The 17670-nt window shown below is 38.5% G+C and carries 13 protein-coding genes; 7 read left to right on the top strand and 6 right to left on the bottom strand.

All coding sequences use genetic code 11. The features are described 5' to 3' along the window. Positions 1–16 precede the first annotated feature (16 nt). Positions 17–1741 (top strand): hypothetical protein, encoded by a 1725-nt coding sequence (locus AAG807_RS16370; protein ID WP_341906275.1) that lies wholly within the window; start codon positions 17–19, stop codon positions 1739–1741. Here the strand turns inward: AAG807_RS16370 and AAG807_RS16365 are convergent. Genes AAG807_RS16365 through AAG807_RS16350 form a run of 4 tightly spaced genes read right to left on the bottom strand, consistent with a single transcriptional unit; the run spans position 1738 to position 6047 of the window. Next, positions 1738–2688, bottom strand: coding sequence for a TniQ family protein (locus AAG807_RS16365; RefSeq protein WP_341906272.1), 951 nt, complete (start codon positions 2686–2688; stop codon positions 1738–1740). The two genes, AAG807_RS16370 and AAG807_RS16365, sit on opposite strands and share 4 nt — an antisense overlap. After that, positions 2666–3532, bottom strand: a complete 867-nt coding sequence (locus AAG807_RS16360; protein ID WP_341906269.1) for a TniB family NTP-binding protein — start codon at positions 3530–3532, stop codon at positions 2666–2668. The genes AAG807_RS16365 and AAG807_RS16360 overlap by 23 nt, the downstream gene beginning before the upstream one ends. After that, positions 3529–5418 (bottom strand): Mu transposase C-terminal domain-containing protein, encoded by a 1890-nt coding sequence (locus AAG807_RS16355; protein ID WP_341906267.1) that lies wholly within the window; start codon positions 5416–5418, stop codon positions 3529–3531. Before AAG807_RS16355 ends, AAG807_RS16360 begins: the two co-directional genes overlap by 4 nt. Continuing rightward, positions 5406–6047 (bottom strand): TnsA endonuclease N-terminal domain-containing protein, encoded by a 642-nt coding sequence (locus AAG807_RS16350; protein WP_341906265.1) that lies wholly within the window; start codon positions 6045–6047, stop codon positions 5406–5408. Before AAG807_RS16350 ends, AAG807_RS16355 begins: the two co-directional genes overlap by 13 nt. Positions 6048–6341: 294 nt before the next feature. Here AAG807_RS16350 and ssb (AAG807_RS16345) point away from each other — a divergent pair, with 294 nt between their 5' ends. The 5 genes from ssb (AAG807_RS16345) (at position 6342) to AAG807_RS16325 (ending at position 11026) form a co-directional block, all read left to right on the top strand. Beyond that, positions 6342–6692 (top strand): single-stranded DNA-binding protein, encoded by a 351-nt coding sequence (ssb, locus tag AAG807_RS16345; protein WP_341906263.1) that lies wholly within the window; start codon positions 6342–6344, stop codon positions 6690–6692. An 11-nt stretch (positions 6693–6703) separates the two neighbouring features. Beyond that, the gene (gene ssb, locus AAG807_RS16340; RefSeq protein WP_341906260.1) at positions 6704–7054 is read left to right on the top strand and encodes a single-stranded DNA-binding protein; all 351 of its coding nucleotides are present in this window, start codon (positions 6704–6706) and stop codon (positions 7052–7054) included. A 1-nt stretch (position 7055) separates the two neighbouring features. Next, on the top strand, positions 7056–7367 hold the full coding sequence (locus AAG807_RS16335; RefSeq protein WP_341906258.1) for a single-stranded DNA-binding protein: 312 nt from the start codon (positions 7056–7058) through the stop codon (positions 7365–7367). A 187-nt stretch (positions 7368–7554) separates the two neighbouring features. Continuing rightward, complete coding sequence (locus AAG807_RS16330; RefSeq protein WP_341906255.1) at positions 7555–10317, top strand: outer membrane beta-barrel protein; 2763 nt, start codon at positions 7555–7557, stop codon at positions 10315–10317. Continuing rightward, a complete protein-coding gene (locus AAG807_RS16325; protein WP_341906252.1) occupies positions 10298–11026 on the top strand; it encodes a GLPGLI family protein in 729 nt (242 codons plus the stop codon). The genes AAG807_RS16330 and AAG807_RS16325 overlap by 20 nt, the downstream gene beginning before the upstream one ends. A gap of 52 nt (positions 11027–11078) precedes the next feature. Here AAG807_RS16325 and AAG807_RS16320 read toward each other — a convergent pair whose 3' ends face one another. Next, positions 11079–13391, bottom strand: coding sequence for a UvrD-helicase domain-containing protein (locus AAG807_RS16320; RefSeq protein ID WP_341906249.1), 2313 nt, complete (start codon positions 13389–13391; stop codon positions 11079–11081). 220 nt (positions 13392–13611) lie between these two features. On the opposite strand from AAG807_RS16320, the gene AAG807_RS16315 reads away from it, so the two are divergent. Next, entirely contained in the window at positions 13612–15042 is a 1431-nt protein-coding gene (locus AAG807_RS16315; RefSeq protein ID WP_341906246.1) for an alpha-L-fucosidase, read from the top strand. Here the strand turns inward: AAG807_RS16315 and AAG807_RS16310 are convergent. Next, a complete protein-coding gene (locus AAG807_RS16310) occupies positions 15032–17668 on the bottom strand; it encodes a glycoside hydrolase family 3 N-terminal domain-containing protein (RefSeq protein WP_341906243.1) in 2637 nt (878 codons plus the stop codon). The two genes, AAG807_RS16315 and AAG807_RS16310, sit on opposite strands and share 11 nt — an antisense overlap. Positions 17669–17670: the final 2 nt, after the last annotated feature.

Raw genomic sequence — 17670 nt, 5'->3', positions numbered from 1 at the left:
CACAATCACTATTCACATGAAATTTGGATTTAAAGGCTTAAAGGCCGAAATACGCTATACTGTTATTGATGTAAACACACTCAGAAAAAGAGATGGGAGTGCTACGTATGAATTAAGAGCTGTACTCTCGTCTGAGCAGGAAGGCGAGCAAATCTTTGAAGAAAGATATGCTAATGTTCAATTTGGAAGACAATTGCGTGTCGGAGTTACTTGGATAGGTGATAACGCAGTGCGCAGCGATGATATTCTAGTAGTGGATCTCCCCAACTGGCTTGGAAGAGCAAAGAGTTATAATTTAGAATCAACTAAGTATATTCATCCAGATTATCTCCAGTTTGGTAGATTTCGATATAAGGAAACTCCTCCAGAATATTACAATCAGAGGTTAATAGTATTTGTGCCTAAATACCCACTCAAGCTGAATGATGTTTATGTGAAGTTTATTGTGATCCCAACTTATGAATTATCGAGGTATTTCTTATTTGGGGCTAACAAATACAATGAATTATTAATAGAGGGAACGATTTTTAATGAAGATAAATCAAATAAGATTTATAATCCTGAGAGAACAGGCGTGGAGAAAGATGAAGACGGTAAGGAATATCGTTATATCCAGATTAGAAAAGAAGTACCAGATTCAAGTGTTCCACTTATTGGAGATTTTATTTGTTATGAAGGTATAAAAGAGCTTGCAGGAAGGGTTATTGGTGAAGTGAATAAAGGGACGAATCCTTTTTTTATTGGAAAGTTCCCTATTCCAGAATTAAGAAGCATTAGAGCTTATGGAAGGTTTACCAAAAATAAGGATGGAGATAATGGATTTGAAATACTGTCGTTCGCTACGATTGATTTCGGAGAAAGATATTTATATGGCCGGGATAATGACGGTCGTAGTACTTCGAAAAGAAACAATTCAATGAAGAAGATTTTTGGCGGTAAGAAAAAAAACAAACAAAAGAAGAAAAAGAAGGAAAACATCGATCATGAAAAGCTGGGCGATCCCAACATGGAGTCTGAATCTCTGGGACATTCAATCGATAATTATGAATGGGAGGATAGGAAAGAGGTGGGAATTAAAGTTCTGAAAACTGATCAAAAGAATATAGCAGGAGATAAGACACCTGGTGATAATGTAGATCCGAATGGTAAAGCCGCGATGTCTGGTAATGGGGAACGGGGATCGAATATTGTCCCAGTAGATAATGACATCGAATTAGAGGGAGATGCAATCACGGAAAAAAAGTACTGGGAAAAGTTTCCAGAAATAATAAAGCACTTAAGTAATGAATTGGGTAATTATTCTCATTCAATACGGTATTTTTCAAATGACTTGACTTTTGTCCCGGAAGAGGTGACCTCAAATTTTGAAAAAGTTTTGAAAAATTACACCTCTGAAGATTTCTATCTTGTGGAATTGAATATGTCAATGTTCAGTTTTTATATAATGGAAGTTAATCCTGAAAAGTATGAAGTTCCAACAATGGTATTCTGGGATAATAGTGGTGGTTCCTCTTTGGGTAAAGGTCAAATTGAGGTTTTTTTGAATAAATACTTTGAAAATAACGGTGTTCCAAAGCAAATTGCTGCAGAAACGCTTAATGACTTTGAAATTGGCTATGGAGTCGTTAAGCATCAATACTTTGTTAATGGCAGTAATCAAACAAAGCGATTGAAGTTTGATGCATCGTTAAAAAACCAAGGGGTTAAATTAGCCAAACTGATATTGCTAAATTTCCGTTAGGGATGAATATTATCTTCAGGAAAGTTAATGAATGATCGCCAATGACGTCGATTAATATTGTATCTATCATTGATTTCCAAAGTGATTTGATAGAAAGCATCTATCCATTTTTTTGCAGCTTTAATTACGACTATTCTATTAATTGGATTCATAGTACCGAATGATTGCTCAGGGATTCGAATACCAAAATATTCCCTGAGAATCTTTCCCATAGGATTGTTTGAGCTAATAACGTTGCAAAGATCCAGTAAAAGCGATGCTTTTATTGGATTCTGGGATTCAATTGCTTTAAGACCAATAATTTCAGTTATCCAATTGTTTAATTTGATTTCTGATTTAGTAAGTAATTTGGTTTTTGAATCCGAAAGCGAATTGTGGCAAAAGTTACACTCGTTAATCGAAGTAAAATGATTCTTCCGAAGAAAAATTAATTTCATTAGTTGTTGAGGATTTTGACAATAGAAGCATTCTGTGGCCAAAAAACAACCACAATTACTGCAGCCAAATATCATAGAAAATTTCCAATCAAGTTTAAAGTATGGTTTGTTGGAATTAAGACACTTAGGGCAAAATTGGGGACGATGGATGTTTTGTTTATTGCGAGTGCCGTTTACAATTACAGGAGGTAATACTGTTTTGGCGTACTTGAATGCTTGATAAAGGCTGTTTAAGTTCTTGCTGACAGATTCTTCTGAAAACCTTTTTGGTGAGTATTTGATTATCCATTGATTTAACTCGTCAATCGGTTTATGATCAAAATCATAATGAACGGCAGCATGAGCGTTAAGCCAATAACTAACGAATTGTTTAGGATCGGAGTAGCTTGATAGTGCATTTCGGCAAATCCAGGATGTTAGACTTTCATTAGTTAAAGCAGGTTCGAAGAACAAATTAATAGAACGCTCTTCGAGCCTCTTTAAGAAATCAATCTTCGAGTAAACTCGCATCTCTTCTTAGTGATGGAACAGTATAATCGATTGCATCGAGTGTAGATAACGTAATAGTCTCTTCCCCAGAACGAATCGCATATTCACCACACAATTTTATGATATCAATGTATTCACCTAAAAGGCCTTCTCCCATGTCATATATTCGTTTAGAAATTTGTGGTTCAACCAGGTTAAATGGTTTCTCGAGTTTGATGAATTGCTGATAGGTTCCGATCAGACTAATGAAGTTATTATCGTATTTCCATTTGGGTATTATTGCCTTATTGAATCTATTTGCTAACTGTGGATCAGAATTAATTACATAGAATGCTTCCCAGTTCCCGACTCCGACAATGCAGATTTCCAGTTCGTTTGAAATGTACTTGATCAAATTTAGGAACTCTCTTTGTTTTGAAGGACCGGCTTTCGTTAGGGTGTGTTGTAACTCATCAAGAATGAGTATTTTAATCTCTAGTCGTCTGAATGCACTTAGAACGATTGAAGAAAGCTCTTGAGTTCTAATACTTGCTCGATATGCAATATTAAGTTTATCCATTAAACTAAAATACAGCCGTTTCTCATCTGGGACATGAGGGCATTGGATCATCAATATATCCATAATGACCTTCTCATATCCTTCGTGGTTGATTTTATATCTAGGTGGGTGAGCTGCAAGAAAGCGTTTTGCAACAATTGTTTTTCCATTGTTGGTTTCACTAAGAAGTAATAAGCTCTGAGGACGATGTGATCGCGGAAACTCAAGGAGTTGATTCAACTGAGCGATAATCTGAACTGAAGTAGGGTAGTTGATCCAATGAGGTTTGTATATTTCTGCAATGCGAGTTTGTATATCTTGTGTCATAATTCGTCGTTAAAAGTGAAAAAGTCAATGTTATCGAAGTCAGGCCCGGGAGAATTTATGGAACTATTTATTGATACAGATTTGGCTTGACTTGGAATATGCTCTTCACTACTCTTTTTGCGTTCTTCACGAAGAGCTTTCCGTTTTTCTGATTTGGCATGATCTACAATTTTCTTCAATTCATCATGTGCTTCAAAAATGATGTCTTCTGTGATTTTATCAATCTTTCCTTTTCGTTTCAATTCTTTCAGGGCTTCTCTGTGTTCCCAAATATTTATTGGAGGTCGGGAAGCATCTGCATAGTATATTGGAAAGTATTTTTTCAACTTAGGTTCTAAGAAATAAATTCTACTGATGTCTCTTGGATCTCGCTTGAAAATTAGTTTTAATGGTGTTTTTCTCTTAGAAACACTTAAACTATTGCTTGGATTATCAATGTAGACGTACGGTTTGAGTACATCTGCGAAATAACGTATATGATCAATTTGTACTCCTGTTCTTTGAACTGTCCGTACTTCTGCAGGAAGGAAATCAATTTTAACCTTAAGAGGATCAAAATTGAAACTTCCCATTCCTGATGGTAGTTTTGAATCTAGTGAATTAACTCCCTCATAGTATTTTTTCAATGGGGACATACCTAAAGCAGTATGGATATTGTTGTGATATACGTCAACTATAAAAACATGAAGCCAATTATCCAGTTCTTTGATTGTCAATACGGCTTGTCCAGTTGAGTCATAATCTCCACGATCCTTTGTGTTAGAAAAAGTAGTTCCTGGAATTAAATGAACTTCTTCAAGAAAATTTCCTAATAGCCGCTCTATATGACCACCCCAGTGTGTTTTTCCTTTTCCTCTGTAGTTTAAATGGATGCCGTATTCTTGACAAGCGATTAAAAGACTCTTACTTTTGAACTCCGGTGCATTATCTGAATGCACATTTTGAATTTTTCCATTTAATGGCCATTCAGATTTCAAATTGTACTTACTGATAAAGGGATCTTTTGGAAGTATTGCATTGGAAATACAGATACCGGTTCCTAAAGTTCCTGGAGTATCGAATGAAATATAAAATCCTGCAATCATTCGACTATACAAATCAATTGCTAATGTTAACCAAGGTCGTCCTATGGGTTTTCGATCTTCACTTACTACAATAATGTCTAATGGTGTGTGATCTATTTGTAAGACTTCGAGCGGTGAATGAACTTTCGGATAGTGACCGGTTACCGCTTCTGTAATTTGATGTGCAGCAGCACGACCATGTCTTTTTGTAATGCTTTTCTTTAAAGATTCTCTGGAAATTCTACTTCTGAAAGTGTTTAAACTCGGTAATACAATGTTGTTCTTTCTGCAGCGAATGCTCAATTCTCGGTAAGACTTTTTTACCCGAGGCTTCAAAGAATTGAAATGGAACTCATTGATAACCTCTTTTATAATAATTTCTTGTGCGTTAGAGATTCTACCGACTCCTCTTCCTCCTGAACTTGTTCCTGGAACCAAACTAGAAATCAATGAGCTGTTATCGAATCTCTTTTTCCATCTATAGATAGTTCTTGAACTAATTTTATGTTTTAGAGCAACATTATCGATTGCATCTGAAATGAATAAATTAGGATTATTCTGTAATTCTGTTTCGATTTCTAAAATGATTGAAAATCTTCTTTGTGCTTCGCGCCATTCGTCATCAGTAACTAAATCAAGTATGGTCATACTGTCTTTTTGATCTGAATCAATTTTAGACAATGTCCTTGTATAGGCCATTTGAATCTCATTTGTTTCCTGACTCCGGATAATGACTTTTTCGGGCGTAATAAATTTATCAATGACAAATTTTATCTCATTTAATATACATGTGTCACCGATATCGAACTTTATTGTTTCCATAATTCAGTTTCTAGTGTTAATGGTTTTGAATAGTCGCAGCCGACTTTTGAGATTCTAAGAGCATACCAGAGTGCATAAACACATTTTGCATGTATAGAAGGGTTGGCATCAGAGATAGAAACAAGAACTTCTCTTGGAGTGGTGGATCCAAGATCATTCACTCGGTTTAAAATCAGATCGTAACAATTCTGATCCACATATTCTTTTTCGTATCTATTCAGAAACTTTAAATTCTCAAGCAGAGGGGTCCTGATATTGTTTTCAGAGATAAGTTTGAATTCCCAGCCTTGTTCCTTGCAAAATTGCACGGCGGCTTTGAATTTCGCTTTGTACTTTTTGAAGTTCATAGAAAAGTCATCTCGATACTTAATCTCACATAGCCAAGGCTTTTGGTCCGGATCTTTAAAATGGACAAGAAAATCTGGAGTGTATACTCTGACTTTGTCGTTCACCATATACTCAATTGTCACGGGCTGTTCTGTGTATCGATTAACCGTTGGATGATATTCGAGGAGTAATGCAAAATCTTTTTCTAAAGCGGATTCAAACCAAACATGAGTAAGGTTCTTCTTGCTTGAGATTACTCCAGATAATGAAGTATACTTTGTAATAAACTTTCTTTTTACCATGTGGCTTTTATCAATAGTTTGATACAATTTACGTAGTTCAGTGCTCATATAACTATGCATTAGTGGTAGAGTTATTCATAAAAAATTCACAGAAAATCCAAAATGTTGGCTACTGACAGAGAGTGTTGATTCAAAGTGATTTACTGACAACTTCTTGTGGTTGAAATTGACAAGGGCTTTAGCTATTAAAGGGCTGTTTTTGAGTGTTTTCATGACTCTAACTTTTGAATTGTACATCAAATCGGTTGAAGGTCAATCGAATCAATTATTTACAAACGTTAAAACAAACAAATCATGAGCACACTCAAAAACAAAGTGAATTTAATCGGACGATTAGGAGCGAAACCAGTAGCACAAACTTTTGATTCAGGGGCAAAGAAGATCCGCTTATCAGTAGCAACAAATGAACGCTACAAGAATAAAAAAGGAGAATGGGAGGACAATACTCAATGGCATACAGTCATTGTCTGGGGAAAATTGTGCGACCGTGTCGAAAAAGTTTTGGATAAAGGTTCCGAGGTTGTGATTGAAGGAAGAATCGTCAATCGGTCTTATGAAACGAAAGAAGGTGAAAAACGCTTCTCAACAGAAATAGAACTCAATGAGTTTGTGTTGTTGAATGGCAAAAAACAAGAAAACAATTAATTCGAATCGAGATGAATACCACTATTAAACAGGATCAGATTCTGCATATGAATCACGTGAATATTATCGGGAAAATAAGTTCTGAACCGAAAGTGAGCATTTTGCCGGGAGGAAGACGAGTTGTTAATTTCTCACTTGCTACCAAGGAGCATTATTTGGATAAGGATGGAAATCTGCAGGTCAAACAAGATTGGCATCGATTGACTGCCTTTGGGCGCTGGGTAACCATTTTGGAAGAACTGTGCGCCAAAGGAATAAATGTAGCGGTGGAAGGTAGGTTGGTTAGCCGCTTTTATAAAACGGAGTCCGGGGAACGAAAAATGTTCTCTGAGATTGAAGTCAACGACTTAATTATTTTATAAAATGCTGCGAAATCAAGTTACGTTGGTGGGGCGTCTGGGATCAGACGCCACCATCACCACTTTTGAAAATGGATCCATGGTTGCTCGTTTTCAATTCGCAGTGGACAATCAATTGAAGAAAATCGATTCTGATTCAAATTCCTTGTACCGAATGTTTGCTTGGGGAAATACGGCAAATTTTTTAACTAATTATTGTAAGAAAGGAAGCAAATTGGCAGTTTCAGGGAGATTGGTGAATCGGACTTATTTGAACAAAGAGGGATTGCCCCAACGAGTTACAGAAGTGGAAGTAAGACAAGTCGTTAAGTTTTAGTTAGGTCAATGGAATAGTAGTTTCTTAACGATGTGCAGTAGAACGGGAGTCCGTCACAATGGATTCCCGTTTTTTATTCCGTTAAACTACTTTCTTAGCCATTCATCTATTTTGCGTAACGTTTCGCATATTTTTTATTAAAAGCTAGAATTTCCGTCTAATTTTGTATAATCAAACACTTGACGCATTGAAAAAAATTGTACTTCTATTATTCCTGATGATCTCATATTTGGGTAATTCCCAACAAACTATGACCATCAAGGCAAACGTTATTGATACGAATACACAAACCATCGTTAGAAACGCAGTAGGTATTGTGAAACGTGTTCGCGATTCTGTTTTATTGGATTTTAAGCGATCTGATAAATACGGTCATATGGAGTTTACACTTCCTATAGATACCGTAGAATTTACAATTGTTCATCCGGAGTATGGAGTCTTTCGGGCATTCTTTTTTGGCTCAAAGGACAACAATGCTTTTGTGATGGATACCTTAGCTATGCCTGATAAAAGCACAGCCTTGGATGAAGTCCTGATCTATGCAAACCGAAATCCGATCTATTATCGCGGAGACACGCTGGTATATGTTGCCGACTCGTTTAAAGTGAAGGAGAATGCCGTTGTTGAAGATCTGATTCGCAAGTTGCCGGGAATGACAATTGATGAAAATGGAAAAATCAAGAATCAAGGAAAGGAAATTGGTCAGGTACTTGTGGATGGCGATGAATTCTTTGGAAATGACCCCACAATCGCAACTAAAAACCTTGCTGCAAAAGGAGTTGAGACCGTTGAGGTTTACGAAAAAGATGCGGAAGACGGAAGTGATGAAAAGGTCCAGGTTTTGGATCTCAGGCTCAAGGATGAAGCCAAGAAGGGCTATTTCGGGAAGATTAATCTGGCCGGCGGGATCGATAAGTTCACAAACCCCAATCATGGATTTTATGAGGGGGAAATGCTTGTGAATTCATATAATAAGAACCAAAAATTAGCTGTTTACGCCTTGGGTTCAAATACACCTAAAACAAACCTGAATGGAAGTGATATGTTCAAGTTTGGTTTGTCTGAAGGACGTGATTGGATGGCGGAAAATGATGACTTACAATCTTATAGCGGAAGTGGTCAGGATGAGAACGAGGGTATTCCGAATACGTTTAAAGCTGGTTTTTACCTGGATCAGAAATTCAAAAAAGGAGCAAAAGTCCGTTTGAATTATTCGTTTGCCCAATACGGTGTGAAAACGCAAACCAATAGCCGATCTCAGTATTTATTGACGGATACCTCCTATACGACAGATTTGAACAGTTATACGAAAGAGTCTTATCTGCAGCATCAGATCGGAGTAAAGTATTCGCAAAAGATCGATTCATTAACGCGTTTCGAATTGGAACCAAAATTCCAATACAACCTTACAGATCAGAACTCCTTATCCAGAACTGACTTCTTATCCGAAGATAGTGTGATGACCCGTTTTACAACAATTGATAACGGAAGCAAGGCAACAGGATCTAGTTTGAATACCACTTTCAGATTGTTTAAGGATTTCAAGAAGAAAAACAGAAAGTTGATTGCCCGTTACAATTTTGTGGGATCGGATAATAAATCAGATGGTGATTTGCTCTCTTCAGATACCAATGCAATTACCAATACTTCGAACAATGGTTTGAGATTTGATCAACGTAAAGAGATCAGAAGTAATTCAATGATTCATACTGCCTATGCAGACTATTTTGAGCCACTTGGGAAACGATTTAAGCTGGAATTCGATTACGAGTTTTATCAAAATAACAACGGTCAGCGCAAAACCACATTGAATCCGATTAATGGTGAATATGTGGATGTTGATACTTTGTTCTCGAATAATTTCAAAACGGATAGACAACAACACCGTGCAGGAGCATTCTTGATTTATGAGAATACCAAATTGAGAATATCAGCAGGATCGCGATTCAGAACAATTGCTATAGATAATAGAAATATGTTTACGGATTCAGTGATTCAACAAGGTTTGAATAACGTATTGCCACGAGTTGTATTCAGATACAAGTTTAGCCAAACAACTCGTTTAATGATTCAATATAACACGAATTCCAGTTTGCCATCGATAGATCAGTTGCAGCCGGTTTTGAACAATACTAACCCGAACTTTATCCAAATCGGTAACTCGGAATTGAAACCAAATTACACCCACAGTATCAATGGTAATTTCAATACTTGGAAAGGCTTGAGCGGTTTCTATATGTATTCCGGTTTCAGTTATTCACATATCAAGGACAACTTCAGTACAAACACGATTTTCGGTATGAACGGAGGATCTATTTCCCAAGCAATCAATGTGAAAAGTTCAGACTTTTTGTATTACTGGGCCGGTGCTGGAGTTCCGATAAAATCTGTGAAGGATTTGAGTTTACAGATTAATGCAAATGGTAATTTCACATCATCGAAAAATCAAATTAATTCGGTGGATAATGATACCAGAAATACCGGAATTGGAGGAGATTTATCGTTGAATTATAACGGCGATTCCTTGAGAACAGAATTGGGTGGTGGAGTTGATTACAATATTCCATTCAACTCATTATCCACTCAATCAAATCAACCATACACAACGTATAACTTCAGAGCCGTGGTTGATTGGACGCTTCCTTACCGTTGGTTCTTTAAGACGGATGCGACATACAATGTCAATACCGGTAGAACAAGTGGTTACAATGTGAATTATGTGATTTGGAATGCTTCCATTCAGCGTTCATTCCTGAAAACAGGAAATCTATTATTCGGTATCGAAGCATACGATATCCTGAATCAGAATATCAGTAACTACAGAACGGTTAACAATAACGTGATTGTCGATCAGAAAACAAACATCATTCGCCGTTATTTCATGGCAAAAATGACACTTAGATTCAATAACTTTAAAACAAAAGAAGAAGATGGTAACGGCTGGTATTAGGATTCTGGTCCTTTTAGGAATGGTTTTCTTAGGAGGAACGGCACAAGCACAATTGGTTCGTGAAGGGAAAATCACTTACGAAAGACGCACCAATGTTTGGAAGATGTTCGATGATGACCGGTTTCGTCAAATGATCGGGGAGAAAAACAAAATTAAAACGGAGGAATTTAGTCTGTACTTCAATGATACGGTTTCCTTATTTTCTTATATCACTCCTGAACAACCGGATCCGCAAAGTTGGATGACGCTTAAAAATACAGTGTATAACAAATTCAATCAACACATGAGATTTGTTTACATGGATATGATGGGAAATTCAATGACTATCGGAGATTCTTTAGTCAAACATACCTGGAAGATCACTGACAAAACACGAAAAATTGCAGGATATGAATGCACACGTGTGATTTGGCAAAAGGATGATTCCACTCGTATCTATGCTTGGTATACAACAGATATTATCGCTACGGTAGGACCAGAAAACATTCAGGGATTACCTGGTGCTGTTCTTGGTTTGGCGACAGAAGATGGAAGTATCGTTTATTTTGCGAAGAAAGTGGATTTGATGACTCCAACTCCGGAGCAAGTTGCGCAACCTAAGAAAAAAGGAAAACAAACTACAGAGGCAGAGCTAATCGCTGATTTGACAGAGAAATTGAAGGGGCAGCCGATGGGAGATCGCATTATAAGCGGTTTGTTCTTTTGGTAGAATAACTTTTTAGATACTATAAAGGCTAGTCATTTGACTAGCCTTTTGTTTTTTAATCAATATCCAATATCGTTAGCTTGGCGAATTTCAGTAAGAGCGTTTTAGCTCCGGCATGAGGAAAGAAAATGGTTGCTTTTCGATCCACTCCGCTTCCCTCTAATTTAGTGACTTTCCCTTTTCCAAAACGCTCGTGTTCTACATTGTAACCCACCTTAATGTCAATGTTCGAATCACTGGTTCCAGCTTTTGAAGTCAATTCCGACATGCTTTTTAAACCTCTTGGAGCAGTCTGACTAGTTGTTGAGCCTGGCATCCGGTTTAATCCCCCGGTAAAGGGCTTGTCGAATCCACCTCTTCCTGAGTTTAAGGAGCGACCTCCGCCTCCTTGTGAAGCACCGTATGCAGTTTCAAAACTCAAATAATCCTGGTTGATTTCCGAGATGAACCTGCTTGGTTCCGAGGTAATCAGATTTCCCCACTGAAAACGGGAAGCGGCATACGAAATGGTACAGTTCTTTTCTGCTCTTGTTACAGCAACATAAAATAACCGTCTTTCTTCTTCCAGTTCGGTTCGTGAGTTGATCGATAATTGAGACGGAAATAAATTCTCTTCCAGTCCAACCAAATAGACATGTTTGAATTCCAATCCCTTGCTGGAGTGAATGGTCATCAGACTGATTTTGTTCTTATCCTCTTCTTTTTCATTATCTGCATCGGTCAAAAGAGCCACATCAATCATGAAGTCGGCCAGTGTCCCCGGATCTTCTTCTCCTCTCTGAACAGTAAATTCCTTGATTGCAGCCAATAACTCTTCAATATTCTGATAACGCTCTACTTCTTCCGGACCTTTGTCTTTTTCCGAATACAATTCTTTCAAAATTCCGGAACTTTTTGCAATGGTTTGCGCCAATTGATAGGCATTTTGAGAATTCAGTTGAGCTGTAAAGCTTTGAATCATGATCACGAACTCCGAAATTTTTTGTTTCGTGGCACCTGGAATGGATACAGGGTATCTTCCAAATTCCGAAATGACATCCCAAATGGATACATCGTGGTGATTTGCAGCAATGATGATGTTCTCCCAGGATGTTTTCCCGATACCTCGTTTCGGATAGTTAATGACGCGTTTCAAAGCCTCTTCATCCTTCTGATTGGCCGCTAATCGGAAATAAGCCAATATGTCTTTGATCTCCTTGCGCTGATAAAATGAAAGTCCTCCATAAATCTTGTATGGAATATTCATCTTGCGCAATGCTTCCTCAAATGCACGAGATTGACGATTTGTTCGGTATAGAATGGCAAAGTCAGTCCAATCTCCGGTTTCCTGGTGTTTGACATCAAAAATCTTGTTGGCAATGATTCGACCCTCTTCGTTATCGGTCATGGCGCGAATCACGCGAATCAGGTTTCCTTTATCGTTATTCGTCCAAACGTTTTTCTGGATTTGCTCTTTGTTTTTTGAGATGATACTATTCGCAGCTTCAACGATATTTTGAGTGCTTCGGTAATTCTGCTCGAGCTTATACAAATTGTAATCCGGATAGTCGTTCCTGAAATTCAGAATGTTCTGAATATTTGCTCCGCGGAAAGAATAGATACTTTGTGCATCGTCTCCAACGACACAAATGTTCTCAAAAACAGCGGCCAGTTTTTTTACAATCAGATACTGTGCGTAATTGGTATCCTGGTACTCATCCACCAAAATATACTTGAACTTATGCTGATAATAGGAAAGAACATCCGGGAAATCGCGCAGAAGCACATTCGTCTGATACAATAGATCATCAAAATCCATAGCTCCTGCTTTGAAACATCGAACGGCATAGGCTTTATAGATACGTGCCAATTCCGGTCGTTGACTGATTTTGTCTTCCTCCATTATTTCAGGATTCAAAGCGTAATCGTCAGCGGAAAGCAGATTGTTTTTTGCAGCAGAAATGCGACCATAAACCATGCTTGGTTTATAGATCTTATCATCCAGGTTCAATTCCTTGATGATATCTTTCAACAAGCTCTTGGTATCTTGAGTATCGTAAATGGTGAAATTTTGAGGATATCCCAATCGGTCAGCATTGATTCTCAGAATGCGTGAAAAAACCGAGTGAAATGTACCCATCGTAATATTTTTCGCTTCGCTGGCACCAATAATCGAACCGATACGTTCGGTCATTTCCTTTGCGGCTTTATTGGTAAAAGTCAATGCCAAAATATTGAACGGATCAATTCCATGATCAATCATGAAAGCAATGCGCATCGTAAGCACCCGTGTTTTCCCCGATCCGGCTCCGGCAATTACCATCGTTGGGCCTTGAAAGTTCTCTACTGCAATGCGTTGACTTTCGTTTAATCCATCCAAATAATTCATGTCTACAAAGTTAGAACATTGAAGCTTTTAAACTAGGATATCAGATGTGTAATTTCCTGAAAAGTTTAAATTTGACGACGAATGCCTTAGTATGCAAAGGAATGATTAGGTAAAAAGAGCGAAGCTGATTAAAACATACACCAAGTGTGGTTTGACGATTGACTTCTCAAAAAACTTTAATTGGAACTTGTAAGCTATATTTAATTCGCAATAACTAATTATGATTCGACTTATTCTTTTTGTTTTTTTGGTTCTTTCTTCCGGCTCATTCGCCCAGAATCTAGGAACCCATCCCATTTCAAACGCTTATCAAAAACCAACAGACCCGCAAGTACTTCAGAAATTGGATCGATGGCAGGATCAGAAATTTGGGATTATCATTCATTGGGGATTGTATGCCGTTCCCGGAATGATTGAATCATGGTCCATTTGTTCGGAAGATTGGATCACCAGAGATACGAATTCATCTTACGACGATTATAAAAAATGGTATTTTGGCTTGAAAGATTCGTTAAATCCAACAACGTTCAATCCTGAAAAATGGGCAGAGATTTCGAAAAAGGCAGGGATGAAGTACTTGGTTTTTACTACCAAGCATCACGATGGGTTTTGCATGTTTGATACCAAACAAACGGATTTTAGTATTGCCAGCGGTCCTTTTGCAACGAATCCGAAATCAGACGTGTTGAAACATGTTTTCTCGGCTTACCGCAATCAGGGATTTATGATTGGAGCTTATTTCTCCAAACCTGATTGGCACAATGAAAATTACTGGTGGCCTTTGTATGCAACTCCGGATCGAAATAACAATTACGATACGCGGAAACATCCTTGGCGTTGGCAACAATTCCAGGATTATACGTTCAAGCAAATTCAGGAAATTGTAACCGGATATGGTGGCGTGGATATTCTTTGGTTGGATGGCGGTTGGGTGAGACCGAAAAACACGATTGATGAAGAAGTTTTGATGTGGGGAGCGCCCATTCCACAGTGGGATCAGGAATTGGATATTGCGAAAATTGCAAAGATGGCGCGATCCAATCAGCCGGGGATGATTGTGGTAGACAGAACAGTTCAAGGACCTTTTGAGAATTACCAGACACCGGAACATACGATTCCTGAAAAACGTATTGATAATCCATGGGAAACCTGCATGCCGCTAGGAAATGATTGGGGATATGTTCCAAATAACAACTTGAAATCTGCCGACCGAATAATCAGGACTTTGGTAGAGGTTGTGGCAAAAGGAGGAAACCTGCTTTTGGGTGTTGGACCGAAACCGGATGGAACATTTCCTGTTGATGTAGAAGCGCGGCTGTTGGAAATTGGAAAGTGGCTGGATGTAAATGGAGAAGCAATCTACCATACGAGAAGCATGCCTCATTACAATGACTCAGATTTCTTTTTCACCCAATCGAAAGATGAAAAAACAGCCTATATCCTTGTTCCGAATGATATGGCTTTAACAAGGGTTGAATGGACTGTGAATCTTCCAAAAAAAGGTTCAAAATTGATTTTTGTTCCAACCGGAGAAAAAGTAACTTATCGGATTGTGGATGGTGTTGTACAATTGGATTTATCCAGAAAGCTGGTCATGAAACAAAAAGACAATCCGGTTTGGGTGTTCAAGTTTGAACAAGCTACTGAATAGTCAGAATCGTCTTCAACGGGAGATCTCTGGAAGAAGAACCGATCATGATGCGAAATTCTCCGGACTCCACGATTGGTTTTAAATCAGTGTCCAGTTGTTCCAATAATTCGGGAGTGATCTCGAATGCAACTTCTTTTTCTTCCCCGGCTTTCAGATGAATCCGCTGAAAACCCTTCAATTCCTGTACAGGTCTTACAACAGAGCTTAGAATATCTTTGATGTACAACTGAACGACTTCATCTCCGTCTCGTGTTCCAACATTTTTCAGCTTGAAACGAACGATTGCCTTTTCATTTTTCGAAATAACCGAACGATCTAAAAGAATATCCGAGTAGGCAAATTGAGTATAACTTAGCCCGAATCCGAATGGAAAGAGTGGTTGACCGCTTAGATTGTTGTAATCATTTCCGCGACCGGTTGGCTGGTGATTATAGACAAGCGGAAGTTGTGCTTCATTCATCGGAAATGTAATGGGTAATTTTCCACTCGGATTCACCTCTCCCAAAAGAAAATCGGACACCGCACGACCACCTTCTTGTCCCGGATACCAAAGCATGGCAACGGCATTTGTTCCATCGATCCAGTTTTCCATTGATACGGCACTTCCTCCTACAATTAATACCACGACTGGCGTTCCCGTAGCATTTAGTGCTTGGATCAATTCCTCCTGATGTCCTGGAAGTTTCAACGATGCCCTATCCTGAAATTCACCTTCCGTGATTCCGGCAACTACAATAGCAATATCAGACTTTTTGGCAATTTTGACACTCTTATCAATCTCTTTTTTCCAGTCTGTTTTAGTCGTTGCATTCCAAAGTAATTTGAGCTTTCCATCGCCCTGTGTTTCATGGAATTCAATTCGAATAGCATACTTTTTTCCTTTTTTGAAGGAATAGTTTACCAGGTCCGTATGATAAGATTGTTTATTCCAGCGGTCGATTAGCATTTTGTCATCCAGGTACAAACGAAATCCATCATTGCCTTCCAGCCCGATTTGAAAGTTCCCGTTTTCTGGAGCTGTTAGCTCTCCGGTCCAGCGAGCACTGTAGTGATCAGCTTTCAATTTTTCATGAGGAGAATACAAGGTCCAGTGAAAATCAATTGCTTCGTTTTTGCATTCGTAAATTGGTGTTCCGTTTAATTCGGTATTGTCGAAATAAGCTGCTTTTAGTCCGGGAGTTCCATCCGATGTCAAATAGTTGGTTGAAATAATTTCGTAAGAAAGGTCGTAACGACTTGCACCTTCCGAATAAGTGATGGTTGCCTTTTTATCAATATGATTCCCCAGTTCTTGCAAAATACTTACTTTTCGATATCCGGGACCACTATATCCGCCCAATCGGGCTTCTATGGCATCTGCTCCGAATAATGCTATTCGTTTTGTCGAGTAAGGAATCGGAAGCGTTTTTTGCTCATTCTTCAATAAAACAATCGATTCCTTTGCAACCTGGCGACTAAGGATTGACCCTTCCTGATGAAGTGTGTTTTCGTCAATTTCTTCTGACACATAAGGATGCTCAAACAAACCCAACTCAAATTTTGCCCGAAGCACGCGCGAAACAGCATCATTCAAACGGTTTGTATCGACTAGTCCGTTTTCAAAAGCCGGATAGAATAAAGAAGCATGAGTGATATCCGTTTGAAAAATGACATCCATTCCCGCATTGATTGCATGAGCTCCACTTTCAGCATAATCTTTAGCGGTTCGATGCAATACCAATTCTCCACCTACTGCATTGGCATCAGAAATAACAAAGCCTTTAAACTTCCATTCATCTTTTAATTTTTCGGTTAAAAGCCACTTGTTTGAAGAGCAGGCAGTTCCATTGAGGGAATTGTAAGCGGTCATAATGGAACGGGCATTTCCTAGTTGGATCACTTGTTTGAAAGGGATAAAATGCGTTTCTTCCAAAGCGCGCTCGCTTAAATGAATGGGATAACTGTCACGACCTCCATCACCAACATTGGCTACAAAGTGTTTGGGAGTAGTAATAATTCCACGCGATTCGAAAGCGCGAACAAATGCTAATCCCATTTGAGTGGTTAAGAATGGATCTTCTCCATAGGTTTCTTCTGTGCGCCCCCAACGAACATCAGTTGCCAAATTAATCACAGGAGAAAGGATCTGTCGAATTCCCCGAACCTTACATTCTTCTGCAATGTGCCCGGCTGCAAGTTTAATCAGGGTTGTATCCCAAGTCGCTGCCATTGCAATGGCTTGCGGAAAGCTAGCAGCATCATTCCGAACCAGTCCGTGCAATGCTTCATCAAAAGGTATGATGGGTATTCCCAAGCGGGTTTTTTCTACAAAGAACCGTTGGGTGTTATTGATCTTTTTTACTAGTTGCGAAGCGTTATCTGAAGTGTTATAAGAAAGCAACTGTCCACCTGCATCTCCCTGAGCGTTTGCACTGAGCTGCAACCCGAAAATTCCGTGTTTCAATTTTCCATCAGTAGTGTCTCCATCAGATGGAATCATGAATACTTGCCAGAATTTTTCTTCTATTGTCATTTTGCTCAATAGGTCTTTCACGCGCACCTCTACCGGTTGAGTTGCATCTTTGTAAAGTTGCCCGAATACAGACGGAACTGGAATCAGTAGAAGAAAAAAGAGGAGTTGTTTCATGT

The organism is Fluviicola taffensis DSM 16823 (assembly GCF_943372375.1).
GTDB classification, from domain to species: domain Bacteria; phylum Bacteroidota; class Bacteroidia; order Flavobacteriales_D; family Crocinitomicaceae; genus Fluviicola; species Fluviicola taffensis_A.
Note: the sequence above shows the minus strand (reverse complement) of the source record. Positions and strands in the feature narration are given on the sequence as shown.

Bases quoted from the DNA above. Each gene is read 5' to 3' on its own strand.
- AAG807_RS16335 (WP_341906258.1), top strand. From the start codon at position 7,056: ATGCTGCGAAATCAAGTTACGTTGGTGGGGCGTCTGGGATCAGACGCC.
- AAG807_RS16365 (WP_341906272.1), bottom strand. From the start codon at position 2,688: ATGCGAGTTTACTCGAAGATTGATTTCTTAAAGAGGCTCGAAGAGCGT.
- AAG807_RS16320 (WP_341906249.1), bottom strand. From the start codon at position 13,391: ATGAATTATTTGGATGGATTAAACGAAAGTCAACGCATTGCAGTAGAG.
- AAG807_RS16350 (WP_341906265.1), bottom strand. From the start codon at position 6,047: ATGGTAAAAAGAAAGTTTATTACAAAGTATACTTCATTATCTGGAGTA.
- AAG807_RS16355 (WP_341906267.1), bottom strand. From the start codon at position 5,418: ATGGAAACAATAAAGTTCGATATCGGTGACACATGTATATTAAATGAG.
- AAG807_RS16310 (WP_341906243.1), bottom strand. From the start codon at position 17,668: ATGAAACAACTCCTCTTTTTTCTTCTACTGATTCCAGTTCCGTCTGTA.
- AAG807_RS16325 (WP_341906252.1), top strand. From the start codon at position 10,298: ATGGTAACGGCTGGTATTAGGATTCTGGTCCTTTTAGGAATGGTTTTC.
- ssb (WP_341906260.1), top strand. From the start codon at position 6,704: ATGAATACCACTATTAAACAGGATCAGATTCTGCATATGAATCACGTG.
- ssb (WP_341906263.1), top strand. From the start codon at position 6,342: ATGAGCACACTCAAAAACAAAGTGAATTTAATCGGACGATTAGGAGCG.
- AAG807_RS16315 (WP_341906246.1), top strand. From the start codon at position 13,612: ATGATTCGACTTATTCTTTTTGTTTTTTTGGTTCTTTCTTCCGGCTCA.
- AAG807_RS16360 (WP_341906269.1), bottom strand. From the start codon at position 3,532: ATGACACAAGATATACAAACTCGCATTGCAGAAATATACAAACCTCAT.
- AAG807_RS16370 (WP_341906275.1), top strand. From the start codon at position 17: ATGAAATTTGGATTTAAAGGCTTAAAGGCCGAAATACGCTATACTGTT.